The organism is Chromobacterium sp. INPA-IVC, from assembly GCF_059047085.1.
The window spans coordinates 448,328-474,162 of sequence record NZ_JBTNLS010000002.1 but is presented as its reverse complement, the minus strand read 5'-3'; the positions used below and the strand labels follow the sequence as shown (position 1 = coordinate 474,162).

Sequence of the window (25,835 nt, the reverse complement as noted above, 5' to 3'; positions counted from 1 at the left end):
GCTCATAGTGCCATTGTTTGCATCGGCAAGAAATTTGCTTATGTAAATGCAATGAAAATTTCATTCGGACTCAGGTGCCGGCAGGGGCTTAACCGATCATGGCAAGCCATTCCAGGCAGGTTTCCAGCAGGTCAGCGGCTCCGCCATCCACCAGCAGGGTCAGACCCGTGAGCTGGCCGAATCTAAGCGTGGCGTGCCAGCGGTCAGGCTGTGGTTTTAGTTTGGAATGACTCATCCAGGGCGAGTATCCGAAGAAAGCGCCATTGAGCTGCGTGTGCTTCAGCATGTACGAGCGCAGTTTGTTGTAGAGGGTGCTATCTACGGTGTAATGCTCGTTCCAGAAGCGGGAAAGCCCATGCTGGAAGGTCAGGCCGCTGATATCGTATAAAGCGCGTCCCATGGCGATCAATGGTCGGCCATGATAGACAGCGGATAGACCCACTGTGCTGTTGATTGTCACGACCCCTCGGCTGCGCTTGAGCAGTGTTGGCAGATGGGCGTCATGAACGTAGTGTACTCGGTCGGCAATGCCAGCTTCGCCGGCGCGATGTCGGATGAATTCACTGTAATTCCGGTGGCCTCTATCCATCGGATGGTGCTTGAATACCAGGCGATGCTGAGAGGACGCATGCTTGGCGAAGCTATCGATGACCTCGACAATGAAGTCATGTATGTCTTTATAAGCGCTGTGTTGGCGAATCTGGCTGTCATTGAAAACTTGCAATGCCACCAGAAAATACTGGTCGTGCCATTGGTCAGAGATACGTTGAATCAGCCTGTTTTCGGTTATGCGATATAGCAGTTTTCGCCATCCGGCGCGCATCCAGTAAGCGCATTCTCGGAAGGGCGAAAAATCCTTGTGATGGCGATAGTATGGAAACTGTTTGCGCAACAGCCAGCCTGAACTGTAATACGCCATTGCAGTCAGCGCCATGCGCTGGAATGATGGGCGTGTGGGCTGCGGGCGCTCATGTTGAACGGGCTCGTGCAACAAATAGCGCTCTGGATTCTGCGCCAGTTGCGAGAAGGCATTGACGCCGCCTTCTTCCAAGGTAATGTAATCGGGCCTCAAATAGCCTTCTTCAAAAGCATAAAATGCTATCCCTAGTTCTTTGGCGACTAGCGCGGCGACTTGATGCGGCCGGCGGCAGTCGCCGAAACATACCAGAGCATCAATATTTTCACGTTGAATATAGCTGCGTAGCCAGCGGCTCAACGTGGACATGCGGCCTTGATAATGTATCGTGCCAGCGCGCCGATGAAATAGCCAGTCTCCGCCGTTGAAGTTGATTTTCCGCGATTCAATGCCATGTGCGCTCAGCCAGTCTGCCAACTGGTTGAAAAAACCACCCATCGGGCCTTGTAGTAACAGTAGTCTGCGATGCTTAAGTAAAGATTGGGCTGCCAGCATAATTGGTTTTGCTTCAATTCGTATTGCATGGGAGCCTTGGGTTAGGCTCTTGATTTTGATTATTTGCGGCATGGGGCGGATGGCGGCTTTAACCTTGCCTTGTGCCCGTGATGATAAAATCGCATTAATTCATTCGAGCGAGGGTCGCTTTTTTGAATTCATTTGTTTCAAGCCGGCATGGCCAAAGCCATCATGATGGATGAGCGAACGTTTTTATCAGCCCTCTAATTTTGCGCCATAGCTGCGTGAGCCAACAGCCATGCGCGGTTGTTCGGCGATCGTTGCTTAGCTGTTCCAGAAGGTTTACCACGGCTTCCACGCGAGCAAATCCCTTGCTGCCAGGCAGAACATAGCGTGGATAGGCTATCAGCGCGCCATGCACCAACTCATCAAGATTGAGCCGTTTCTGCCGTTGAGGCAGATGCAGCCGATCCTGGGTTAGGCCCCAGCCAGCGTAAAATGGCGCGCCGTAGCAATGCACGGTTTTGCCTTGCATCAGCGCTTCAAAACCGGCTAGCGATGTCATGGTATGCACTTCGTCTGCGATGGCCAGGCAGGAGGCGATATCGGCATCAATCGCAACCTGGTTGGCCAAGCCGGCCAGCATCTCGGCCGGGATGGCGCCGCGTCGATTGCCAGCCACTACGTCAGGATGGGGTTTGTAAATCAACCAAGCTTCCGGGCAGGCTTGCCGCGCCGATCGCAGGAGCGTCAGATTGGTCTGAATCGATGGCGATCCCATGAGGATGGAGGCATCGTCTTCAACCTGCCCGGGTACGAGCACCACGCGCATTCCCTTGGCGGGGGGCGCTAATTGAAAGGCGCCGCCGATATTGTATTTGCTGAGGCGGCTGGTCACGAGCCGCTTACGTAGGCGGGCTGCCCGGTCGAGTTCTACCTCATCCGGCATCGAGGTATTCAGCAGGCGCTGCAAGTCGCTTCCCGATTGCCAGGCGTAATACAAGCCGCCGCTGTCAACCACCAGCGAAAGCGGGGGCAGCAGGTTGGAGCCTAAGCCGACCGATCGCAGGAAACCGTCCTCCATCGCCAGCGCCGGCATGCCGGCAGTTTGGGCCGCCGCGCGCGCTGGAGAGCGCAGGCCCCAGCTGACTACGCGGCTGCCAGGCTCCAGCTTGGCGGGGAGCTTGCGGACAAAGCGGACCCGGTTGCCGGGGGCGCTAAGAAAAGGCCGGACCGCCGCCTGTTTCCATAGGCTCATGCCCACGCACCATAAGGTTCCCTGGTTCTGCGCCTGCAAGCCGCGGTTCAAGCGTATCCATTCGGCCGCATCGAAGAATGTTCCGGGTTGGCCGGTTTCCGGCTGGATGTATCGGGCGTAGCGCAGGTAGGCCGCATGGAATAATTGTTCCAGTGAACGCGGGCCCGCGCGGCGCGGCCTTAGCTCCGCCATGCGGGGATGCCTATCGTCGGTCAACGCCCAGCCTGCGTACCATGGCATGCCGAAACACACCACGCGGCAGCCGGCCACCAATGCTTCGAATCCCATATGCGATGTCGCGGTGTAGACCACATCCATCTGGGACAGCAGAGATTGCGGACAAACATCCTCCGCCAGCAGCCGCACTCCCTTTGGCGGTTGCGGCAGATAGCCGCGCTTCTTGCCGGCCACCACGTCTGGATGCGTCTTGACCCATATCTCCGCGCCAGGATGCTCGCGGCAGGCGGTATCCAGCATGGTTCGGAAGGTTTGCGCATCTGCGCCGCCGAGCCGTACCGAGACATCGCCCTCGGTCTGATCCAGCACCAGGACGCGGGTTTGGCCTGCGCGCGGAGGCAGAGCCATGTCCGGCGCGTGGTTGTATTTGGATAGCCGATGGCGGCGCATCCATTCCAAACCGCGGTTTGCCTGCCGCCATTCAACGGCGCTCGGCTCGGATGCGGCAATCAGCTGCTCCAGCCTGGAGGGATGGCTGGCATCGTAATAGATGCCCAGATCGTCGATTACCAGCGACAGCGGCGGCTCGCCCGCCACGCCCAAGCCCAGCGAGCGTAGAAACCCATCCTCCAGCGCCAGGTAAGGCAGCTCCTTCCGCATGGCGTGGGCGCGCGCTCGCGCCGCGCTGGGGCGCAGGCCCCAGCCTGCCACGGCGGAGGGCGGGGTGCCGGCATGGCGCCAGCCAGGCCAGCGCATGTCGGAAACCGGCTGGCCCAGCAGATTTTCCAGATGCGGGATGCGCAGGATGCCGCGGGAAAAAACGGCGATGGTCACAGCGGAGTTTCAGCCAGGAACGCGGAGAATGCCTGCCGGGTTTCCGGATGCCGCAGTCCAAAGCTCACGGTCGCCTTCAGGTAACCCAGTTTGGATCCGCAATCGTAGCGGGTCCCTTCCAGCGGCAGCGCCAGCACGCTCTCCTCCTTCATCAGCGCCGCAATGCCGTCCGTCAGCTGGATCTCGCCGCCGGCGCCCGGCCGCACCGTCTTCAGCTTGTCGAAAATGCGCGGCGTCAGGATATAGCGGCCGACTACCGCGAGCGTGGAGGGGGCCACATCCGGATGCGGTTTTTCCACGATGCTGGTCACCCGTTGCGGGCCATGGCCTTGCGACACGGTTTCCACAATGCCATAAGAGCCGGTGGCCTCGCGCGGAACGTTTTCCACACCCAGAATCGAAATGTGTTGCTGCTCATACAGTTTCACCATCTGCGCCAACGCGCCCGGCTCGCTGTCCATCAAGTCGTCCGCGAGGATGACCGCAAATGGTTCGTCGCCCACCGCTGGCTGGGCGCATAGCACGGCATGCCCCAGCCCCAGCGCTTCAGACTGGCGGATATACAGGCAGGATACGTGCGGCGGCAGGATATCCTGCGCCAGTTGCAGCAACTTATGCTTGTTGCGCATTTCCAGTTCGGTTTCCAGCTCGTAGGCTTTGTCGAAATGATCTTCAATGCTGCGCTTGTTGCGGCCGGTGATGAACACCAGTTCGGTGATGCCCGCGGCGACCGCTTCCTCCACGGCATACTGGATCAGCGGTTTGTCGACGATGGGCAGCATTTCCTTGGGGCTGGCCTTGGTGGCCGGCAGGAAGCGGGTGCCCATGCCGGCTACCGGAAAGATGGCTTTCTTGATTTTCTGAGTCATAAGTGCTTTTCCAGCTTCTGAATTATTTGAGTGTGTCCAGCAGGCAGGCTTCCAGATGGTCTGCCGCGATGCATTGGTTTGTCTGTATCGGAAAGGGACGATTCAAAGCGGCATCCCGGATAGAGGCCGGGATGCGGGGCACTTGGCTCTTGGCCAGGGTGGCGATATGCCAGTGTGACCAGGCTTCCCAGTACGCCAAGCGATGCCGCGAAATGCCCGCAGCCGAGTAGCCGGTGCCGGCGGCGGTCATCAGGGAGCCGGGTCTGTGGCTGCCCAGCGTCAGCGGCTGCCGGATTTTCTTGATGGCCTTGGCGCCATACACCAGGGCCAATCGGGCCAGAAACTCGCTGTCCGCGCCGGTGCGCACGCAATCCCAGGCGCCGGTTTCCCGCAATATCCGCTCGCGCCGGAACAGGGGCGAGGCGGGATTGATGCGCTTGAGGGGGTACACCTGGCGGGCATGGAATGCGCCATCGTCCTGAATCCGCACCCAGTCCGAGGTGGTGGCGATCAGCCGCGGGTTTGCCAGCAGGGGAGCCACCTGCCGGGCCAGCCGCTCCGGATGCATCCAGTCATCCGAGTCATGGCAGGTGACGAACTCTCCCTTGGCCTGCGCCAGCCCGATGCGCTTGGCGACAAAGGTGCCGACATTGCGCGGCAGCCGGATCAATCGCAACCGGGCATCCCGGCTGGCCAACTGCGCCACCAGAGCTGGGGTATCGTCGTCGCTGGCATCATCAATCACGATCAACTCCAGGTCCTGATAGCTCTGGGCGAGCACCGACTCAATGGCAGAAACCGCGCGCGAACCGGAGCGGAACGTGGTCATCAAGACGGTTATCAGTGGGCCGCGCGCTTGACAGTAGGGCTCCGCAGCGCCCACGTTCAACGCGGATGGCGGCAGGGATGAATCGAGCAAGCGCAAGGGAGGGAGGGCATGCGCGGACAGAAAGGCGTTCAGCCGCTGTAGCTGTTTGTTGGGCATGCCGCCGCAGGCGTTGGCGTGCAATAGATGCAGCTCCGGCTGCTGCTGGAAAGCTGCGGCAGGCAAGGCGCGCAGCCGCTCTCGGGCCTCGGCAGTGTGCCCATTGCGCAGCAAGAGGCCGATCTGCAGGGCCGCGGGCGGTCGCTGAGAGGTTTCCAGCAACTGCAGGGCCGCCTCGGGCATCAATGGCGCCAGGGCATGGGCCAGCGGGATGCGCAGCCGCGATATCGCCCGCCGCTGTCGCAACGCATTCAGGCTGTCCATCGCCGCTTGGGCATGTCCGCAAGATGCCGCGGAGACCGTCCGCGCAAACTCGCTGATGGGGTCCGCATGGCAAGCGGATGGGGCATGGCTGGCCGTTTGATGCATGCCCAGCTTGTACAGCGCCCATCGTTCCAGCCTGCCTGGCTGCCGTCCTGTCAACGGCGGCAGGCGGGAAAGCGCATGAGCAAAGCGGCCATGCAGTCCGTGCCAAAAAAAAGCAGCATTCACCATCGCCATCCGGATGCTTTATGCATCCCCTCCAAACAGATCGCGGGTGTAAACCTTGTTCGCCACATCATCCAGTTCCGGCGTCCGGCGGTTGGCCACGATCACATCCGACAGTTGTTTGAAAGCCGCCAAGTCCCGCAGGACACGGGAGTGGAAGAATTCATCCTCTTGAAGCGTCGGTTCATAGACAACCACCTCCACACCCTTGGCTTTGAGGCGCTTCATCACGCCCTGGATGCTGCTGGCGCGGAAATTGTCGCTTCCCGCCTTCATGATCAGCCGGTGAATGCCCACTACTTTGGGTTTGCGGTTCAGGATGTCTTCCGCCACAAAGTCCTTGCGCGTGGTGTTGGCGGCCACAATGGCCTGGATCAGGTTTTGCGGCACGTCCTGATAATTGGCCAGCAGCTGTTTGGTGTCCTTGGGCAGGCAGTAACCGCCGTAACCGAAGGAGGGATTGTTGTAGTGCGAGCCGATGCGCGGATCCAGCCCCACGCCTTCGATGATCTGGCTCGCATCCAATCCGTGGATGGCGGCATAGGTATCCAGTTCGTTGAAGTAGGCCACGCGCATCGCCAGATAGGTGTTGGCGAATAGCTTGATCGCCTCGGCCTCGGTGTTGTCTGTCAGCAGCACCGGCACATCCTTGCGCAGGCAACCTTCGCGCAGCAAGTCAGCGAACATCTGGCCGCGGGCTGAGCGTTCCCCCACCACAATGCGCGAGGGATGCAGATTGTCGTGCAGCGCTTTGCCTTCGCGCAGGAATTCCGGTGAGAAGATCAGGTTGTCGCAGCCTAATTCTTTCTTTAGCCGTTCGGTAAAGCCCACGGGAACGGTGGATTTGATCACCATTACAGCTTGCGGGTTGATCGCCATCACATCCCGCGCCACTGCTTCCACTGAGCGGGTATTGAAGTAGTTTGTCTCTGGATCGTAATCAGTCGGCGTGGCGATGATGACGAAATCCGCATCTTTATAAGCCTTTTGCTTGTCAAGCGTGGCTTGCAGATTGAGCGGCTTGTTGGCCAGGTAGTCTTCGATTTCTGCATCAACGATGGGGGAAAGCCGGTCGTTGATCTGCTGGACTTTATGTGGATCGATGTCCAGCGCGACTACCTGATGGCGTTGTGCGAGGAGGATGGCGTTGGAGAGACCGACATAGCCGGTGCCGGCGATGGTGATTTTTTTCATGTTTACTTTAATTCTTTAATTTGGTGTCGTAGTGTATTTTTATATTTCTTCAATAAGATTTATAAGGGAGTCTTTATTTATTCTTGTGAAGGACGATAATCCCTTTGATTTAAAAGATGACTCCTGTGTGGTGAAGCCATGAATCCAAGCCATTAACCCACAATTAACATGCCCTTGATGGACGGAAGATTTCCCATAGATATTTCTAATGATCCCGGTGACCTGTCCTTTGTCGCCGTGGCATCTCAACATTTTCTTCATTACTGTTGGTGAGCCATACATTATCTGATCGCCGATTCCATAACCCCACTCTCTAAACGAGCTAGAAAATTCAGAATATATGCAATTATTTTTCATCAGAAATGGAGTGAAATCAGATTTGTTGGAAATCAACAGATCAGGTCTGATTTTGACAATAACGTCATATTTGTCAAAAAAATCATCACCAAGAGTACTTATCCAATATTGGTTATGGTAATACATTTTCTCAGGATTGGTCATTTCATTGTATGGGTATGACTTATCATCTTTTATTGATATCGATATATTTTTTGCCCAAGTGAAATATTTGGTAAGTGAGTCTTTTGAAACACACTTACCGTGAACAGCGATAATTTTATTTGAAAGATCAGCGCAGTCTATTTTATCCAGCTGAGATGTAAAATAAGAAAATGCATCATCATCTAAAACTCTACTTGCATTTGATGGGTTGATTCTTGTAAATCCAACTTCTTGCCACGTTGATAAGAAAATATCAGTTTCAAACTTTGAGAAATGCTCTGCAAGCAAGGGGAGTGAATTTTCATATCCTCTCAATTGACCGGCAACGATTAAAGCAATTTTTGGTGTGGAGTTTGTATTTATCTCATTGCAGTTTTTCTTTGCATTTAGCTTTGATTTTAAGATTGCTTTAATCATTTCCGAATTAAACTCATTGTCGCGTATTAATTTCAATAATAAATTGAAAAAAACATCTTCGTTAACAAGCCCTGTTATCGCGGATGCGGAAAGAGCAATTTGAATGGCTGTTTCTGGAAATAATTCATTTTTAGCGCCATTGGAAATGACAGTGACAATATTTTTTATATTTACTTCATTTGATAAAATGAAGTTTATTCTTTCAATATTTCTGATCTTGAAAATTTCATTTATTGCTAAGTTAGGATTTTCCCATAGCATGGATGGGCTAAAATATGCCAAGTTTGAAATAAATATTTCTCCCTTGTTTTCGATATCTAAGCTAGGGTTGACCTCACGGAAGAGGTTGTCTGTTATCTCTCTTGCCAAAATCCATCCTCCCCAAGGAGGGGCGGAATTATACAAATATCTAGTTTTGGATAACAGATCTATTCGATCAAACTCTCTTATTAAGATATGGCATATTTCATCTTTACTATATCTTTCAATTAATCTTCTTAATTCATTTGGAGAGAATATTATTTCTGATTTTTTCTCATCAACATTCATATGAGCCATTTTAAAATTTCCTCACAATTACTTATTAATTAACGTGGAATTAAACTGAGTAATTTGTGCCATGTAAAATCTGCTCATATTCAGATGGAGTCCCACAAAATACAATATCATTTTTGTTTATCAATTTATATTTTACAGATTTTCCATCATTTATTATGAAGTTATAGAGTGGCGCCACATAAAACTCCCCTTTAACAGTGTGCATTTTCTGCATTGCTGTTTCGAAAGCAAGATCGAAAAGAGATTTTTTACTAAAGTAGTACAGACCATTACTACAAAGGTTAGAGATTCGCTCTTTCTCTGTTGTTTTTATTACGGATCCATTTTCACCGGGCAGGACAAATGACCAATGCGTACCCTCACCTTGGAATACTTCGAGGTACGCGTCGCAATTACTATCAAGGTTGTCTTTACAAAAATGTGTAAGAAATGTATCGATATTGAATATGTATAATTCATCATCAGGGACTTCACTTCGAATCCCTTGATAAACGGTTTCTGCCTGCCCCCTAGTGTTCTCAGAAAATGGAATTATTTTATAATATTTTATACCCATGTCGCTTAATTCATTTTCGATAAATTCGACTGTTCCATAATCGGTACGACAAAGGAAGATAAACAAATCTTCCTTAAAATATTCTTTAAATGAACTGACTGAATGATAGAAAACAGATTTTCCATTAAGTAGGAGCTGATATTTTGGTATTTCATACCCTGCAGCAAAAAATCTGGAGCTCATTCCAACCATGGGTATGACGAACATATCAGAGATCCTTCCATTTTTTGTATAGCCTTAGCGCATTTGCAATAAATGCTTTTTGCCGGATTTTGTTTTCTTCATGCAGAGGGAGCATGGACAAAAATAGTAAAATAACGACGGGGGTAAGTTGTGAAGTAGAAATATTGGGTAGTAGATCTATTTCCTCGAAGGCGGAGATGGATTTTTTGGTATTTTCTGTAATATGGATGTTAAATTCAAAGTGAAAAGTATGCTGCTCTTTTATCTCAAACAGTCCGGATACTATGTGATCATAGAGGCCGACAACCGAGTGTGCGAATTTTGCAGCATCGTACCGAAGATCACCATCAATACAAAGTTCATTCCTTGCATTTACTCCTCTAGGGTCAATCATCTTAATACTATTTGACCTTGAATCGTACAATATGTTACTGAAGCAAAAGTCACCATGTGAAATACCATAGATTGCATCAATATTATTTGCATAATTTTGACAGTCATAGACAATTTCTTTGAGAGAAGGTAGCGCTACTCCATTTATAGAGGTTTTTGCGGAAAGAGAGCAATCGGCAGACTCGGAAAATTGCCTCAAGCGATCATTTGTTTTGTTAATGATTAGTTCACTAAACTCCGTGTTTATCTCAGCTTTTCTCTCATCAGAAATATAGGAGCAAGAACCAAGTTCTTGTAAAGCTTTTTTGGCTAAAAGATATATATTCTTCCAATATAGATGGGACAGATTTCCATGAACATATAGTTCATTTAGTGGCAAGAGAGGCAGGTATTCGATTTCATAACATGCTTTACCTTCGTTGCTTGCATAAATTAATTGTGGAACGTATTTCTTAATTTTGCATGGTATATTTCTGAACCAATCTGCTTCTGCAGATATTTTTATGGAATTATTACCTGATTTGGTTACGACTCCATCTTCAATGAATAAATTATTGAACGAACGTTGAGTCGTAATAGTTGTTCTAGATTGGAAGTAACTATTTACATGTCCAAAATCCAGCCAATCTTCAATATTAATAAAGCGCAACATTCTTGTCTTGTTATAAAACCTTACAGCACTTTCGAAGTTTCCTCTAGATTTTGCTAAAACTTGAGCGAGCAGTTTTACATCGGAGAATGAAAAATATCCGCACCATGCTTTTATTTCTTCATTATTTTGATTCTCAATTTCCCAATCATACTCGTTTTTGTAACTCGAAATTGCAACAATATCACTTTCTATAGGAATTTCCGACAGGAGTGTATCTCCATGCAATATTGAAAGATCTTTATCATATTCGCCTATAGTATTTATTGTATAAAGTAAGGACTCCCCGAGAGAAAAACCATCAGGTACATAAACGACTTGGATAGCTAAGTCATGTAGTCGCTTTTGGTCCGGACCCTCTATGTGGTAAGCATCGGTTATTGAGATATAAATTTTTTTCTCTGGAAATGTTTTTCTCAATGCAATGATTTGATGTTCATAGAGACGGTGATTTCCGAGAGGTACAAAGGAGGATGGTATTTTCCCTAGTTCAGCCTGCAATTCTGCACATGTGAACGCACCAGAAGTAATAAGAATCACTGTTCAACTCCTATTAGCTTACAAATTTCTTGATATGATAAATTTATAAATTCATTAGGTCGAATCGCTTTGTCATCAATATAAAATCCATCAAAGCCGCACCAAGGTTTTCCAGTGTATATTTCGTCATATGGGACGTTATGTTTGTTCAACCAATTAATTACGATAGGTAGTGTGTTGGCATTGATCTTTCCAATTGATCCATCATAAGTCCTCATGTTTCTGCTGGTGCTTATGATTATTTCAAATCCAAGCTTCTTGTATTTCCACATCATTTTAATTAGTGGAAGGTTTGGTATTGATTCGACATAGTTGCCATTTAATGTTTGGCAGATAGTATTGTCAAGATCAAAGATTAATCGTTTCATAATAGTAATCGTCCGCTAAGCACTATTGGCACAAATTTCAAGAATTAATTTTGATGAGCTTATAACGTCGGCAAGTTGAGTCCAATTCATTTAATGGAGTATATTCAAGATCTTTTATCCCAAGTCGTGAAAGTGATTTGTTTACGACTCCAAAATGGTTTTTCTTTTGAAGGTCTAATTTTTTTATAGATGTGTTTTGGCCATGGATTACTCTGTTGTAAGCTATTTTATTCAGATGATTAAATTTACCTACCTCACTTAGCTGCAGAAACATGTCATAATCAACTGCATTAGTAATTTTCTCATCAAACCCACTGGTTAGATTCCACGCTCGTTTCGTAAACATGCGGAAGTGATGCAGAATCATCGCCGTCATCAGCTTTTGACGCGAGTACTCAGGCCAGTTATAGCCATTGGCAATCAATGAACCATCCGAATTAACATTGCGATTGGTTGTATAGACACAAGCCAGAGAACGGTCGGAAAAGAAATTCTTCAAACACAATTCCACCGCATCGGGCTCCAAATAATCATCAGAGTCGAGTTGGCCGATGTAGTAGCCTTTGGCCATACGCACGGCGGCATTGGAGGCCGAGCCGATACCGCCATTGGATTTGCTCATGACACGCACGCGCGGGTTGCCGCCAAAGTTTTGGCTGATAATTTCCAATGTATTATCAGTGGAGCCGTCATCACAAATGCAGACCTCCAGATCGGTAACGGTCTGATTCAGGGCGCTATTGACGCAGCGGACGATATGCTCGGCACAGTTGTAGGCTGGAATGTAAATGGATACCAGAGGGGTGGCATGTAGATTTGCTGTTTCAAGCCCTTCCAGCTTTCGATAGAAGTAGGGGACCTTTTCTTGTACTAGCTTGATGGTGATGGCCTTGCCTGCTTCGCGGTCGGTTTCATTTTCCTTTCCGGGCGGTTCCTGATGGTAGGCCATGGCACCATCTACCGCTCGGAAATAGCAGCCTGCACGATACAGACGATAGCCAAATTCATTGTCTTCGCCACCCCAATGATTGAAGGCTTCATCAAAATAACCAGCCTTTCCCAGCCATTTTTTTGCAAAAGCGACGTTACCCCCACTGAAAAAACGGAAGGGGGTATCACACAAGCGGAGATTTTCAGTTTTATGGAAGTGATCAAGCCGCCAGTCGACGGATTTAGTCTGTTCTATTTTTCCTGCTACATTATTATTGGTAATGACTTCAGGTAGCTGGGCAAGAAGATTCTGACTTTGCCGGAAGGTCTCTGGAGCATGGGCACTGGTGTCAACATATTTGCGGGGGCCAATTAGAGCAACATCGTCGTCTTGAACTAGTAGTTCCATATAGGCCTGTACCCAGTGCGGATTAGGGGCCATATCGCAGTCTAGAATGGCGATGAAGTCATATTTGGCAGTACGCAAGCCTAGGTTACGCACAGCACAAAGCTGGTAGCCATAGTCTTTTTGTCGGGCATATTTAATATCCAGCAAGGACTCGTATTGACGAACAATCAGATCGATCGCCTCCCTGCTGCCATCATCGGCCACAATCACCTCAAACGGAAAACGGGTTTGCTGGCTGCATAAACATGCCAGCGTGACATCCAGAATGCGGCTGCGGTTGAAGGTTGGGATGATGATACTCAAGCCTGGGTTACTGGACAGGGATGGAGCGACATCAAGCAGAGACTTGCGTTTTCGATTCCAAAGGTAGTCGTTGGTGCTATCTGGCAAAGGAGGTAATACCAGATCTTTTGGCCAGTCTGCTGGAATGGGATTGACAGTTTTGGTTTCTACGTCTTCGGATTTTTTATGGGTAGCTAAGCGATACTCGGCAAGCAGTCTGGTTCGCTCTGTCTCGGTTAGTTCAAGCTGCTGAGCATTGGCCAGCATAATGCGAGTGGCGGGGTCCAGTTTGGCCGATATGAGGGGAGCGCAGGCAGAGGGTTGACCGGCCTCGGTGAGTCCCTGCTGACATAGCCGGATATTGGTTGCCACCAAGTTTGAGCCATATCTTTCGCCGGCTTGGTAAAATAATTGCAAAGCTGTTGAGTAATCTTTATTACGGTAAGCAGAAATTGCCTGATCTAGAATGGTCATGTGTTGCCCAAGAATATGAGTAGGTTAAAATTTTATTTTAAAAGTCTGATTTTATTGCAATGGAATTGCCGTGCTTTCATTGTGAATGGCCTTAATGCTTTCTCCATCCTGAATATCAAATACCAAGAGCGGTCGACTGATGCGGTAGCTCTCTATTTTTGCTACGGTGTAGTTTGCCAATTGCAGAGGAACAATATGGTGCTTCGCCAGAATGCTTGACACCCTCATGTCTTCAAAGTCGTATACGAATTGTTCTAATTCAGCCCTGAAGTCGCTGGCATGGCTGGCAATAATTTGTGCAGCTTGTTTGCTCAAGAAGTAGCCATATCCCCCTTTAGCAAAAGATTGCATGGCTTGATCGAATGCATAGGCTTTTTCAAATTTATTGTTATGGCATTTTCCAAAGTGCCATTGGTTATTGAATTTGGCACCTTTGGGGTGCACGGCGCCACCTAGATAGTCGTTGCTTTTCAATTGAGGCAAAATGTTGCAGGTAAATGCATCAACATTCAGATAGCAGTCGTCATCTATTTTGAAAATAAACTTGAAGACAGCGTCGTTTGCGCAGATGTATTGGTAAGCCAGGGTCAGTTTGAGTAGCAAGGATTCGTAATCATCTCGGCAAGGCAGATGGAGGGTATCCCCATTCAGTTTGGGGGCAGCCAGTTCTGGATCTCCGATGAGGAAATAGCATTGGAAGCCGCTGTTCAGGGCATCGCGCCCCCAGGTTTTACGGATAGCTGCGGCTTTGTCTGCATTTTTCGTGCAGGAAGGAATCAGCATGACGATGTCCCGCGGCTTAATGATGGGCGCGGTTTGTGTCGTGGTGACAGTTTGTTCCAGTTGGCCGATATTCGTGCCGAGTTGAACAAGTCCATCCTGGAAATGACGCTGCCGCTCATCCAGCGATTGCAGTCGGGCGGCGGTATCCTGTAAAGCGGTGTTCATACTGGCAGACAGCGTCTGATATTGCAGCTGGGCTGCTTGCTTCTCGTGCCGTAGTGCTTCGGTTTGTTGGCTCAGCTGTGCAATCTGGATTTGCAGTTCGTCTATCTGGCTTTGGTCAGCCGCCGCTTGCCGCTTCATGGCATGACGTTCGGTTTCCTGTGTCGATTGCGAGCGCTGCAATGCGTGCTGGAGTTGGATGATTTCCTGCTGTAGATGCCGACTTGTTTCGCGTAATGCGATAGAGCTTCTGACAAACCAGGCTGAGGCGAGGTCGGGGTGCCGTTCGGATTGACAGCAAACCTGGTGTAAACCGGCTTGCCCGAGTTGGGCCGAGAGGGCGGCCAGCGAGGCTTCGGCAGGGCCGTCTGGCCGAGTCGTGACGCGTGCGATGACAACGTCGAGGGCCGGCAGCAGCGCGGCGCCGCCTTGCAGCAAATCTGCGGCGGGAAGGCAGTCCACCACCAGCCAGTTGGTTGGTTTGCCAGAGGCGGCATGCAGGCTGTCCAGCGTAGTCGCGGACGAGATGGCCGTGTGTTTGACAGTCGTCAGATTCGGCCACAGGCTCTGCAAGGTTTCTGGGGCGAGTAAGCCATTCTCACTGCTATGGCTGGCCTGATAGAACACGGTTCCATGATGGGATCGCGCGACAACAGCTTGTTGAAGCATCCAGCTAGGGTTGTCATCCTGCCGGTTTTGCAAGCAGGCAAATTGCTGTTGATCGCCCTCAATCAGCGTGACCGACTCGATGCCACGATTGTGCAGCCACTGTACCCAGAGGCTGCTACCCATGCCTGCCCCGACTACCATCACGCCTTGGGGCGGAAAAATGGCACGCAGCATGTCCAGCCAGGTTTCCATCGGGATGATGGCGTCGGGGCTCATGGTTTGAGGAGTCATGCCCTGCATGTTGCTCATCCTTGCTGAGGCTGGACACGATGCGCTTTGACCACCAGCGCCAGCATGTCTTTGAGTTGTTGCGGGGTCATATCCTGCGTAGCCCGTTCGATAAATTCATCCACGCGCTTGCTGCGAATGGCGATCTCCAGCTTGGGTAGAAACTTTGCCTTCATTTCGTCGAAGCTCAGGGCCGGGTGGAAGATGCCCGACTGCGTAGCGGCGGCGTGACGCAGGATGGGCAGCAAGGTGCCGAATTTGGCGGAATAGCACAGGTTTTGCTTATGCAGGTCTATGCAATGCAGGCCGGCATTTTCCAGCGTGGTGCTGACAAAGCTTTCATCGTTGGGCCAGTGGCTGGGGAGTTTCTTGTCTTGAAACTGTTGGCTATGCGCCTTGCGGGTCTGGTAAAGCATGTCCACGGCCTTGGCGGAGCAGCGGGTAATGGGAAAGGCCGAGCCATAAACCTTGTCGGAAAACTGGCGCATGCCTTTGTACCAGGCCCAGCTGGCGTCTTTTTCGGTGTGATTGAAGGCCGCGTAGTCGCATGCGATATCGCGCATTCTGGAAAAGAACGCTTTTTCAGCGCCCTTGCCGAATGCGACATCCGGCTCGATCAGCCAGTAGTAGTCGGCTTTCACTTTCTCGCGCAGCGCGTATAGAAAGTAATCGCCGCAATGCCAGCCATATTGTTCGATGGCCAGTAAGCCCATGCTGCGAATCTTCTCGGAGGAGAGGGGAATGACGTCGCGTGGCGGCAGGGCATGAGCGCTGGAGACGTCCATGACGAGATGGATCTCTGAAGCCTGAAAGCAACCGGATTGCAGCAGGGTGTCTACGGTCTGTTTGACGCTGTCGTTGTATCGGTGAAACCGGATGCCGATGGCGGTTCTGTTTGTTGTCGTCATGTTGTATGGCCTTTGATCACTGTCTGGTATGGATGCCTTGGGCGGCGCTGCTGTCAGATCAGGTTTTCTACTTGCGCAACCAGGCTTATCGGGGTCAGCTGTTGTTCCAGCTTCTGGATGGCGGCATCGTTATTTCCGCTGCTGCCCGAGTTATGCGCCCGATACAGGCTGTGATCGCGGAAGCTCTGGTCGTAGTTGACGAGTGGAAAGCCGTGATGATCGGACAGGCAGGCTTCTGGACGGACAATCAGGGATGGGATGCCATTGCCATAGGTGTGCCACTTGATCCACAAATCATCCGCAGTCGGGGCGGTGGCTAGGGCTTGATCCTGATTCAGGAATGAAGAGGTGAAGAAGGATGTGGCATAGAGGACGCCATCCTTGCCTGTCGGGATGTTGAGCAGGGAGGGCGTGTTGGTGCCAGGAGGCCAGGCGCCATAGCGCGCGACGCGGCCGCTCTCAAAGCAGATTTTCCGGCCGCGGAAAGCGATCACGCACTGATGTTGGCGATAGTGCCGCGCCAGTGTCTCGATGAAGTCCGGGGGATACAAAGTGTCGTCATCGACCGTGATGAACAGTCTGTCTTCGCGTTGCGGCTGGGAAAAATGCCTGTCCAGATAAGGCATGATTTTCCGGTACGGCCCGGTATTGCCGACAAAATGAACCTGCAGCTTGGCAAAGCCATTCAGCCCATGTTTTTCCAGGTCGGCGGCTTGAATGCCGTCATCCAGCAGATGCGGATCTTGCGATACATGCAGTTGAATCGACCTCGGCGGCATGGTTTGGCGATGGAGCGATTCAATCACCTTGGCCACGGCAGGCAGGCGGGCCTTGATGGTGGTCAGGGTGATGTCGATGGCTTCAGTATCTGCCGGGTGCGCCGGGGCGGCATGGGCTCTGTCGCCGTAGTACCGGATGTTCCAGTCGACTTGCTTTTGCAATGCGATGGGCAGGGCGGCGCGAATCTTCCGGCACACCGACAGCGCGTTTTGGATTTGCCCGTTTCGGATGAGCTTGTTGGCGTAGGTCAACGCGTACATGGCTGGCCTTCCGCGCGTTTGTCCAGGAGCTGATGCAAGGCGGCGACATCGGACAGGTTTTTGCCGGTTTTGCCGGTTTTGATGATTTCCGTCACGACGCCGCATTCGTAGGCGCTATCGCGTATGAAATCCAGCAACTGGAAAAGATCATCCTGCCTGACGCCTTGTTCTTGCAAGGAGTGCAGCAAGGGGGCAATGGCCTTGAATTTGCCGAGAAAGTTCTCGTCTTTTTGGCCGTTCAGGAATTCCTGCGTCAAGGCCGCCTGCTGCACTCGGCCGGTGCCATATTTCTGGAATTGCGCCACCAGAGAGTCGGCATCGGCGCGATGCCTGTGTCGCACGAAGGCGGATTCGGCATAGATGAAATCAGCCTTGCACTGGTCGGCAAAGCGCCAGCAGATTTCCGCATCGCCGCCGGTGCTCATCTGGTGATGGAAACCGCCAACGGCCAGAAACATTTCTCGTGAATACAGCGCGTTGGCTGTTTGGGCAAAGGGACGGTAGGCCCATCCGGTGATGGCGCTTTTCTGGTTCAGAATCTTGCGATTTTCAGCATACAGTTCGAACAGATTGCCATTGTTGACGGCGGGGTGGATGCCGCCGGCGAACACGGTGCGATGCGGGCGGGAGGCTGCGGCAATGTATTGCTCGTATTGTTTCAACAGACTCTTGTCCGCAATGCAGTCTGCATCGATGAACAGCAGGTATTCGCCGCTTGCGCAGGAGACGCCGACGTTGCGGGCATAATAGCTGGAAGCATATTGCGGAGCGGGTTCGACATCGAAGCCATATTTTTTTGCCACGCTGACGCTGCCATCCGTTGACTTATTGTCGACAAAAATGACCTCGTGCGCTTGGGATGCTTGCTCAAGTCGCAATAAAGACTCGATCAGCGGAACCATTTTTTCCCCTTCATTATAGAAGGGGACGATGATGCTGAATTTCATTCCATAGCTCCTGTCGGATAATGGAGGTAGTCCATCAGCTCCCAACGATACTTGTTGTCTTTTTGGGTTCCGGTTTTCAGCTGTTGCTGCGTATCGGCGATTTCGCTCTCTGATGAGTCTTGAATAAAAAGGTTGGGGTAGGCTACATAGCTTTGGTGAAAGTATTTTTTCTTCAGGTAATGCAATGCGCCAACATCAAATGGCAGCGACATTTTTTCTAGTTCATCCAATAGCTCGATTGCTATGGATCGGTCGTACACCGTGGCATGCGAAGCGATGCTGGTGCCAAAGCACTGGTATAGCGAATCTCCGCAACGATTGAGAATATTGCTGTTCCAGTTGTACTGAATCGCGCCTAAACTCAGGATTTTGAATCCAGTTGGAAGATCTTTGACGATGCTGTCGATGATCTGCGCATGATTCTTATGGATGATTATGTCGTCATCGCATATGAGGATATATTTTGATTGAGTATTGGTAAGCGCCTGAATCAGCGCCTTTCTGTAGCTCAGCATATAGCCCAGAGACGCTTGGCTTAATAGCTTTCCATTTTTGCCAAGGTAATGGTCTTCTCTTTGCTGAGTACTGGCATATTTGATGTAGAAGTCGACCTCGTAGTCGTACTTGAAGGCTGGCCGGTTTTGAGCGCTTCGCGTGTAGCGAACATGCTTTTCCCAGTGGGGTTGAGCCGAGCGCGCGGTTTTCCCATTCACGCCATGAATGAAGCTCGGCTTAACGCCCAGTGCGGAAAACGCATATTCGGCGGCTTGGCGGCGATCTGTCCGGTGCGGCAGATTCAGCACATAGGGTGAGGAAAGGCACTGGCTGATAAAGTCTTCTGCGCAATTGAAGGCCGGTTCCGGCTCTGGTTTGCCCGGCGCGGCCTGCGGAACGAGATTGCGCTGCAGTTTTTTCTTGGCCTCGAACAGCATGGCATGCAAGCGCGCATAGCCGGTAGCCGTTTCACCGAGGCTGCTGGCCGCCGAAACCTGATACGGGGTGCGGATCTTGATGACTGTTTGCCCATCGAGATGGTCATCGTTATAGGAAGCGAAGCTGATGTCGAATCCTGGCGCTTGATGATGATGGACGGCGATGGCGAGGCTGACCAGCTCCTTCAGCCAGGCCTCGCGGTTGCGCAGAGAGCCGGTCTCGATTTCGATCAGGATGCCTTGAGCCAACGAAACATCCGCCACATGGCTTTGCGGCGCGATGGGGAAGAACGTGTCGGGCAGAGCCTCTCCAAGCGTGTGATCCAGCACCGAGGGATCGAAACGGTAAGTGCGCGCGCCAGCCTCGTCCTTGACGACGATGTGCAAGGCTTGCGCCATTTCTGTCGGGGCGTCGGCAGCCTGGCGCAGGGAGACCGGCGCGGGCTTGGCCGCGCAATGCCTCAGGCAACGGTCGCGCAGTACGGCGATGGAGCCCTTGAACGGGTAGCTGGCATAGGCGGCATCGTAGAGCGCGAGGGCCTGCTGGTAATTCCCATTGCGATATTCCTTATTGGCCTGTTGGAGCAGGTTCTGCATGATGGTTTCCTACTGGCCCAGGGTTGTTGCGCGGCCGCTCTTCATGAGCGTTGCGCGCGGAATGCCATGATCTGGCGGCTCAGCGCGAAGGGCAGGGTGATCCAGCGGATAGGCGAGCCGCCATGCTTGAGCAGGGTGTGGCCAAGCCGGTATGACAGGTGTTGCTTGATGCGCTCCGCCTCTTGAGCATCCCGATAGGCATGCAGAGGATGGCGAATGCCGTCTGATTGCGATTCTCGCTCGTAGGCGCGCTTTTCGGCCGCCAGAGCCCGCGGCAACGATAGCCATCCCCGCAGTGAGCGGGAGTGCTTGAGCATGACCGCGCCAAGGCGATAGTCCAGCTGCTGCTTGACGTGCTCCGCGGCGCCGTACAAGTTGGGGTTGGGGAGGACGCCGCCGTTTTGCAGTTTCTGGTTCTCAAGGTAGTAGCGTTCCAGTTCATCCTGAGCTTGCTGCAACTGATCGAGCAGCATGGCGTTTTCTTCTGCCAACTCCTGATGCGTTTCCAGCGCCTTCTTTTCCAGATATTGCTGCTCCAATGCAAGCTGCACCTGATGCAGCTGGTCAAGCAGCAGGTGGTTTTCTTCTTTGGCCGATTGCAGCTGTTGCTGGCGTTCGCTGAGTTGTTGGCTTCCAGCGCTCTGTTGATCAGTAAACTGCTTGGCTTGTTCACGCAGACTCTGGTTTTCGTCATGCGCGCATTGCAGCTGCTGCTCGCGCTCGCTCAAGGCTTGATGGTGGTTGGCCTGTTCCGCCTGCCGGCGCGCTTCCGCCTGTTCCAGCCGGGCATGCCATTGCACATCTTGTTGAGCATGCGCGGTTGTGATCGCGTCGAGCTGCTGGGCCGTGTCCTGATAGGCGCCGTGCAGCCGGTTGGCCAAGTTGGCGGTCATGGCGCGTTGTTGCGTCCAGGCGTTCCAGGCATCGACAGCCTGCGTCGGTCCATGCATCGGAGGATCAAGCGGCAGGGAGGCGGATGCCTGCAGTTCGGCATAGCGCTGCAGACTGGCCTGATGCTCCGTTTTCAGGATGTCTGTCAGCAGATGGCGCTCGGTGGCGGAAGCCTGCAAGGTGTCTTGCAGGCAGCCTATTTCCAGCCCGGTGAGGTTGGCAATGTCGCTTAGGCGTTGAGCGGGCAGCAGCGTCTGAGTTGACGAAACGCTGCTGGGGGCAAAGGCGGACGGCCTTGCGGCATCGGCGGTTCGAGGCGCGAAGTCCGGCGCCGGCTGATGTTGCAAGGGCGTATCCAGCAGCGGCTGCAGTTGTTGCACATAGCGATCGGCGGCGCGGCGGACTTGCTGCGCGTGAACCAACAGGCAGCGGTCGCGGTGGCGCAGGTAGAAATGCAGCAGCGCGCCATTGTAGGCGGTCCAGTTGTCCAGGATGCGCCGGGCATCGGGCAGCGTCGGCGGCTGGAGCTGGGCGCTGGCCTGCATCAGCGCGCGGTGCGGCTCATCATAGACCAGGACAAAGGTCAGCTTCGGGTCCAGCGCTTGCCAGTAGTCGAGCGTGTAGAGCGTCTGCGGGTCTGCCCAACCCCATAATTCCTGGTCCAGGTTGCCGAGCATCAGGTCCATCGCCATGCCGTTCCATAGCGGCCCCACCGCCAACGGGGAAAGGTCGGCTTCTTCCGTTGGGATCTGGACTGCCGGCGCGGCATGCGCTTTGCACAGCGCGGCGGTGATGTCCTGCGGCAGCAAGTTGTCTCTGCGGGAGGGGAGGGCGGGCTGCATGCCGCATTGGTGCAGGGTGTGCTCTATGTCTTGATAGCCCGATGCCGGATGCCCGACGATGACGATTCTGTTCATTGCATGCTCCTAAGCTTGTGCGCGGGGCCGGCATCGCGCCGGCCCTTTGTGTTCTTGTGCGGATCAGAGATCCAGAATCACCTTCGCCGCTACGGCGATCTGGTACAGAATCTGGGTGATGCCGCGGGTGACCTCGATGTTTTTGCTGTCTATCTTGGGCATCACCATCACTTCGTCGCCGGCTGCGACTTTGGCGCGTTCGCTGACGGGCAGCGCCTCGCCGTTCTGTTTCATGAGAACCAGGCGGGATTTGTCGGCGCTCTGGTTGTAACCGCCCACTTGCTCCACGTAGTCGCCCACGTTCAGTCCCGACTGCCAGCTGACGGCATTGGGGAACAGCACATCGCCATGGACCATGACCACGCTGGTTTTTTCCGGTATCCGGATCACGTCGCCGTCTTCCAGCAGGGTGGTTTGCAGCGCTTTTTCGTTCAGCACGACCTGGCCCTTGGGCTCGACTTTGCCGGCCTTGGCGACGAAGCGCTCAATCAACTCGGCTTCGCGGGTGCGCAGCTCGGACTCCTCCTTGGTGGAGGAGCGGGCGGAAAAGGCGGTTTCCTGGAGTTTTTGCAAGGACAGGGCCAGCATGGCTTTCTGGCGTTCGGCCACCGACTTGCGGAACAGCTGGATAGAGTCGGTTTGCGACATGCTGTTGGAGCGGACTTTGGCCAATACGTCAGCCATCGTCGCGCCATAGGGCAGCACGATGGCGTGCTCGCCGGAATGCGCCCCTTCCACGCGGACCTGGATCGTTCCGGCATAGCGATCGGCAGTCACGGTCAGCTGATCGCCGTCATTCAGCGTGACGCTGCCGGCGCCGGCGAGAGGATAGTATTCGCTGGTTTTTGCGCTGCCTTGCCGCCGAGTGATGCTGATATGGGTGGCGCCGGGCTTGGGGCGCGCCATGGCCAGCGCGTCATGGACGCTGATCTGGTTTTTGCCGAACTCGAAGTCGTTGGCGTTGTATACCTCGCCGTTGACGGCGAAGGTGTGCTGGCGCGGACCGACAATGATGACGTCGCCATCGGAAAATTGCACCAGATCCAGTTTGCCATTCAGCAGGAAGTCATAAAGGTTCAGATGCTTACGAAGGGCGTCGCCGCGGCGGATCGAGATGTCGACATAGCTGCCGCGCTCGGCGTCCACGCCGCCGGCTTTGTCCAGGTAGCTCAGCACGCTGTCGGCCGCGATCCCGCCATACAGGCCGGGTTGCTTGACGAAGCCGGTGACGAAGACTTTCACCGGTTGGGCGATGTCCAGCGAGGCGTAGGCATGGACATTGGCCTTGTATACGCGGCGCACATGATTGGAGAGGACCGTGTTGAGTTCGCCGTTGCGCACGCCGGACACGGTGACGGGGCCGATATTGGGGACGAAGATATTGCCTTGCGGATCGACGGCCAGCTGGCCCTCGTACATGAAGGCGCCCCACAGGCGCAAGGAGATGCGGTCGCCGATGCTGATCTGATAGTCGGGGTTGAAGCCGATGCCGGCGCTGTGGCGGAAGGCGCCGCCGAACAGCTGCGAGCCGAACATGCGGCTGGGCGCTTGCACCGGGACTTGCGGTTCCGCGGCCGCCTGCGGCGCGGCGGGCGGGGGCGTGGTCGACGCGCTTTTGATCGCGGCTACGGTGGCGGCATCGGGCGCGGCTGGGCTGCCCATGGGCGTGCCTGGCAGGGCGAAGACCGAGCTGGAGGCAAACAACAGGATGAGGGGTGTCAGGCGCATTGTTTTAAATTTTGTGATCTTCAATGATGGACAGCGTCAGGCGCACGGTGCCGTACAGCAAGCCGCAAAGCAGCAGCAGCGAGCCCAGCACGTAGAGCCTGCGGGGGTATTCCGCTTCTTCCGGCAGTTGGGGGGCGCTGATCACGGCCAGGCTTTTGAGTTTGTGCGCGGAGGCGACTTTGGATTTTTCCAGCGCGGTGAGCGCCAGCTTGTACAGGTCGGTGCGGAACTCCGCATAAGCGCGTATTTCCTGGAACTGCGCGGTCTTGCGGTTCAGCTTGTCGTCATCGGGCGAGACCAGTTTGGACTTCTCGCGGGCGACCTGGGTTGTCAACGCATCCAGCGCGTTGCGGGCGGCGATGACTTGCGGCGAGTCGCTTTGCAGATAGCTTTGCAGATTGCGCAGCTCCGCTTCCAGTTGCGCCTGTTTGCCCTCTAATTCCGCCACCAGTTGTCCGGTGGCCTGCGCCTGGGCGTGCGGGTCGATCAGGCCGTGGCGGTTCTGATAGCTCAATAACTGTTCGCGAGCCCGGCTGAGTTCGCGGTAGGCGTAGTCCACTTCCTTTTGGGCGAAGGCCATGTCTTCGCGGCTGATCTTGTGCGACAGCTCATTGATGAAGCGCTCGCTTTCGGCCAGGATGGCCTGGTTGAGCTGTTGAGAAAACCGCGATGTGAATCCCTGGCTGCGGATGACCAGCAACGCGGTTTTCTCATCGAACTGCACGTCGACGCGTCCGCGATAGTAATTCAGGAACTCCTCGCGGGTAGCGTTGGCCGGCAGGCGATAAAACCAGTCCCAGCCGGCGGGCTCGGCGAAGGCCTGCTTCAGGTTCAGCGTCTTGTCCAGCCGCGCCAGCATGTCCGGTGAGTGGATGTATTGCTGCAGCAGCATGGCGTCTTCGCGCAGGGTGGAGGCGTTGCCGCCCAGCAGGAAGCCCAGGTCAAGGCTGCCTCCCCGATCGTCCGATCCGCGCTTGACGATGACGCGCGACTCGCTGACATAGCGATCATGCGCGATGGTGGCGAAGTAGAGGCCGGTCAACAACAGCGGAAGGGCGATCAGCAGCAGCGCCAACTTGTCGCGGCTGGCGCGTCGCAGCCAGCCTTGCAGCCACAAGGATGAGGGGAGGATGGATGCGCCATCGGCCTGGGATCCTGGATTTTCAAACCACTTGAACATCTTCTTCTTTCTTATAGGCCTCGATGGCCTCGTCGATCTGGTTGTAGTAGCGCACGCCTTCCCGGCCCAGCAGCAGGGCGGCGTCGCAGAGGCGCTGAATCTCGGCCATGCTGTGCGACACCATCAAAAACTGGCTTTGCCGGCGCTTTCCCTCCATCAGGCGGGCGCTTTTGGCTTTAAAGCTGGCATCGCCGACCGCGGTGACTTCATCGATCAGGTAGTAGTCGAAGTCGAACGCCATGGACAAGCCAAATCCCAGACGTGACTTCATGCCCGAGGAGTAGGTTTTCATCGGCATGTCGAAATGCTTGCCCAGTTCCGCAAAGGTTTCGACAAAAGCCACCTTTTCCGGCAGCTCATGCTTGTCGGCGTAGAGCCTGGCGACGAACTTGACGTTTTCGCGGCCGGTCATGCTGCCTTGGAAGCCGCTGGACAAACCTACCGGCCAGGAGACAGTGCGGTCGGTATGCACCGAACCGCAGTCTGGCCGGTCCATGCCGCCCAAGATGCGAAGCAGCGTGGACTTGCCGGCGCCGTTGCGGCCGATGAGGCCCACGCTGACGCCGGATGGGATGTCCACCGTCAGGTTTTTGAATACGTAGTGCCGTCCTGCCGGAGTGCGATAGGACTTGCTGAGATTGCGGATCTGGATCATGAGCGCAGGATGGCCGGTTCGCGGGCCTTGTAAAGCAGTAGTCCAATGAATAGGGAAACCAGCGCCCACAGCCATAAATAGCTCAGGCTGATGTCGTACAGCGGATAGCTGGGCGAAACGGCATGGCGCATCAGCTCGAAGGCGTGCAGCAAGGGATTCCAGTCCACCAGATAGCGAAATTCGGGCGGAAACACATGCAATGAAAACATCACGCCGCTGGCGAAATACAGTGGGCGGAGCAGCAGCGGCAAAATCTTGTCCGCGGCCTTGAAGGCATGTCCCAGCACCATGAAGGCGAACCCCAGCCCTTGCGATAACAGCGCCAGGGCCAGCCAGATCGAGAGCAGCATGGGGAGATTGTCGATGCGCATCGGCTCGCCCAACAGCCACAGCCCCGACAGCAACGCCGCGAAGCAACCGCCTTGGATCAGGCACTCCAGCAATGAGCGCGCCAATACGGCATCCACTGGATGAACCGGGCGATAGCTGAACAGCCCGCGGTTGGCCTCAATGGCGTTGAGCGAACGGGTGGCGATGTTGGAAAACAGCGAGTAGGGGACGATGCCGCATACGAAAAAGACCGGGAACGAAATGTCCGGCATCACGCGATGCAACAGGAAACCCATGATCGCCAGCATCACCATCATCTGCAGGACGGGCTCCAGCAGCGCCCACAGATAGCCCAGCCGGTATTCGCCGAAGCGGGTTTTGAGTTCTCTCAGGAACAGCGCATGCACGGAGTTGCGCATCACGCTCCAGC

Annotated in this window: 20 protein-coding genes; all 20 read right to left on the bottom strand. The window is 53.7% G+C overall.

What is annotated here, in order from left to right:
* Window positions 1-88: 88 nt before the first annotated feature.
* Entirely contained in the window at window positions 89-1,411 is a 1,323-nt protein-coding gene (locus ACX17K_RS05085; RefSeq protein WP_493773943.1) for a capsule polysaccharide biogenesis protein, read from the bottom strand.
* Window positions 1,412-1,601: 190 nt separating this feature from the next.
* The gene (locus tag ACX17K_RS05080) at window positions 1,602-3,641 is read right to left on the bottom strand and encodes a capsule polysaccharide biogenesis protein (protein WP_493773942.1); all 2,040 of its coding nucleotides are present in this window, start codon (window positions 3,639-3,641) and stop codon (window positions 1,602-1,604) included.
* On the bottom strand, window positions 3,638-4,510 hold the full coding sequence (gene galU / locus ACX17K_RS05075; RefSeq protein WP_493773941.1) for a UTP--glucose-1-phosphate uridylyltransferase GalU: 873 nt from the start codon (window positions 4,508-4,510) through the stop codon (window positions 3,638-3,640). The genes ACX17K_RS05080 and galU overlap by 4 nt, the downstream gene beginning before the upstream one ends.
* A gap of 22 nt (window positions 4,511-4,532) precedes the next feature.
* Complete coding sequence (locus tag ACX17K_RS05070) at window positions 4,533-5,996, bottom strand: glycosyltransferase family 2 protein (protein WP_493773940.1); 1,464 nt, start codon at window positions 5,994-5,996, stop codon at window positions 4,533-4,535.
* Window positions 5,997-6,005: 9 nt separating this feature from the next.
* Window positions 6,006-7,178: a nucleotide sugar dehydrogenase gene (locus ACX17K_RS05065; RefSeq protein WP_493773939.1), complete on the bottom strand. Its 1,173-nt coding sequence runs from the start codon at window positions 7,176-7,178 to the stop codon at window positions 6,006-6,008.
* Window positions 7,179-7,217: 39 nt separating this feature from the next.
* Window positions 7,218-8,654 (bottom strand): hypothetical protein, encoded by a 1,437-nt coding sequence (locus ACX17K_RS05060; RefSeq protein WP_493773938.1) that lies wholly within the window; start codon window positions 8,652-8,654, stop codon window positions 7,218-7,220.
* 40 nt (window positions 8,655-8,694) lie between these two features.
* Window positions 8,695-9,417 (bottom strand): glycosyltransferase family 2 protein, encoded by a 723-nt coding sequence (locus ACX17K_RS05055; RefSeq protein WP_493773937.1) that lies wholly within the window; start codon window positions 9,415-9,417, stop codon window positions 8,695-8,697.
* Window position 9,418: 1 nt separating this feature from the next.
* Window positions 9,419-10,975 carry a hypothetical protein gene (locus tag ACX17K_RS05050; protein WP_493773936.1) on the bottom strand — a complete coding sequence of 519 codons (1,557 nt, stop codon included), beginning with the start codon at window positions 10,973-10,975 and terminating at the stop codon, window positions 9,419-9,421.
* Window positions 10,972-11,343: an HAD family hydrolase gene (locus ACX17K_RS05045; protein WP_493773935.1), complete on the bottom strand. Its 372-nt coding sequence runs from the start codon at window positions 11,341-11,343 to the stop codon at window positions 10,972-10,974. The genes ACX17K_RS05050 and ACX17K_RS05045 overlap by 4 nt, the downstream gene beginning before the upstream one ends.
* Before the next feature lie 37 nt (window positions 11,344-11,380).
* Entirely contained in the window at window positions 11,381-13,438 is a 2,058-nt protein-coding gene (locus ACX17K_RS05040) for a glycosyltransferase family 2 protein (RefSeq protein ID WP_493773934.1), read from the bottom strand.
* A 51-nt stretch (window positions 13,439-13,489) separates the two neighbouring features.
* Window positions 13,490-15,292 carry a glycosyltransferase family protein gene (locus tag ACX17K_RS05035; RefSeq protein WP_493773933.1) on the bottom strand — a complete coding sequence of 601 codons (1,803 nt, stop codon included), beginning with the start codon at window positions 15,290-15,292 and terminating at the stop codon, window positions 13,490-13,492.
* Between the two features lie 5 nt (window positions 15,293-15,297).
* Window positions 15,298-16,188 (bottom strand): hypothetical protein, encoded by an 891-nt coding sequence (locus tag ACX17K_RS05030; RefSeq protein ID WP_493773932.1) that lies wholly within the window; start codon window positions 16,186-16,188, stop codon window positions 15,298-15,300.
* A gap of 53 nt (window positions 16,189-16,241) precedes the next feature.
* On the bottom strand, window positions 16,242-17,228 hold the full coding sequence (locus tag ACX17K_RS05025; RefSeq protein ID WP_493773931.1) for a hypothetical protein: 987 nt from the start codon (window positions 17,226-17,228) through the stop codon (window positions 16,242-16,244).
* The gene (locus ACX17K_RS05020) at window positions 17,216-18,175 is read right to left on the bottom strand and encodes a glycosyltransferase family 2 protein (protein ID WP_493773930.1); all 960 of its coding nucleotides are present in this window, start codon (window positions 18,173-18,175) and stop codon (window positions 17,216-17,218) included. The genes ACX17K_RS05025 and ACX17K_RS05020 overlap by 13 nt, the downstream gene beginning before the upstream one ends.
* Window positions 18,172-19,704, bottom strand: a complete 1,533-nt coding sequence (locus ACX17K_RS05015; RefSeq protein ID WP_493773929.1) for a glycosyltransferase family 25 protein — start codon at window positions 19,702-19,704, stop codon at window positions 18,172-18,174. The genes ACX17K_RS05020 and ACX17K_RS05015 overlap by 4 nt, the downstream gene beginning before the upstream one ends.
* 41 nt (window positions 19,705-19,745) lie before the next feature.
* A complete protein-coding gene (locus ACX17K_RS05010) occupies window positions 19,746-21,512 on the bottom strand; it encodes a DUF8374 domain-containing protein (RefSeq protein WP_493773928.1) in 1,767 nt (588 codons plus the stop codon).
* A gap of 63 nt (window positions 21,513-21,575) precedes the next feature.
* On the bottom strand, window positions 21,576-23,174 hold the full coding sequence (locus tag ACX17K_RS05005) for a polysaccharide biosynthesis/export family protein (protein WP_493773927.1): 1,599 nt from the start codon (window positions 23,172-23,174) through the stop codon (window positions 21,576-21,578).
* A 70-nt stretch (window positions 23,175-23,244) separates the two neighbouring features.
* Window positions 23,245-24,420 (bottom strand): KpsE/RkpR family capsule polysaccharide export protein, encoded by a 1,176-nt coding sequence (locus tag ACX17K_RS05000; RefSeq protein WP_200895964.1) that lies wholly within the window; start codon window positions 24,418-24,420, stop codon window positions 23,245-23,247.
* Complete coding sequence (locus ACX17K_RS04995; RefSeq protein ID WP_493773926.1) at window positions 24,404-25,075, bottom strand: ABC transporter ATP-binding protein; 672 nt, start codon at window positions 25,073-25,075, stop codon at window positions 24,404-24,406. Before ACX17K_RS04995 ends, ACX17K_RS05000 begins: the two co-directional genes overlap by 17 nt.
* The gene (locus tag ACX17K_RS04990) at window positions 25,072-25,824 is read right to left on the bottom strand and encodes an ABC transporter permease (protein WP_493773925.1); all 753 of its coding nucleotides are present in this window, start codon (window positions 25,822-25,824) and stop codon (window positions 25,072-25,074) included. The genes ACX17K_RS04995 and ACX17K_RS04990 overlap by 4 nt, the downstream gene beginning before the upstream one ends.
* Window positions 25,825-25,835 lie beyond the last annotated feature (11 nt).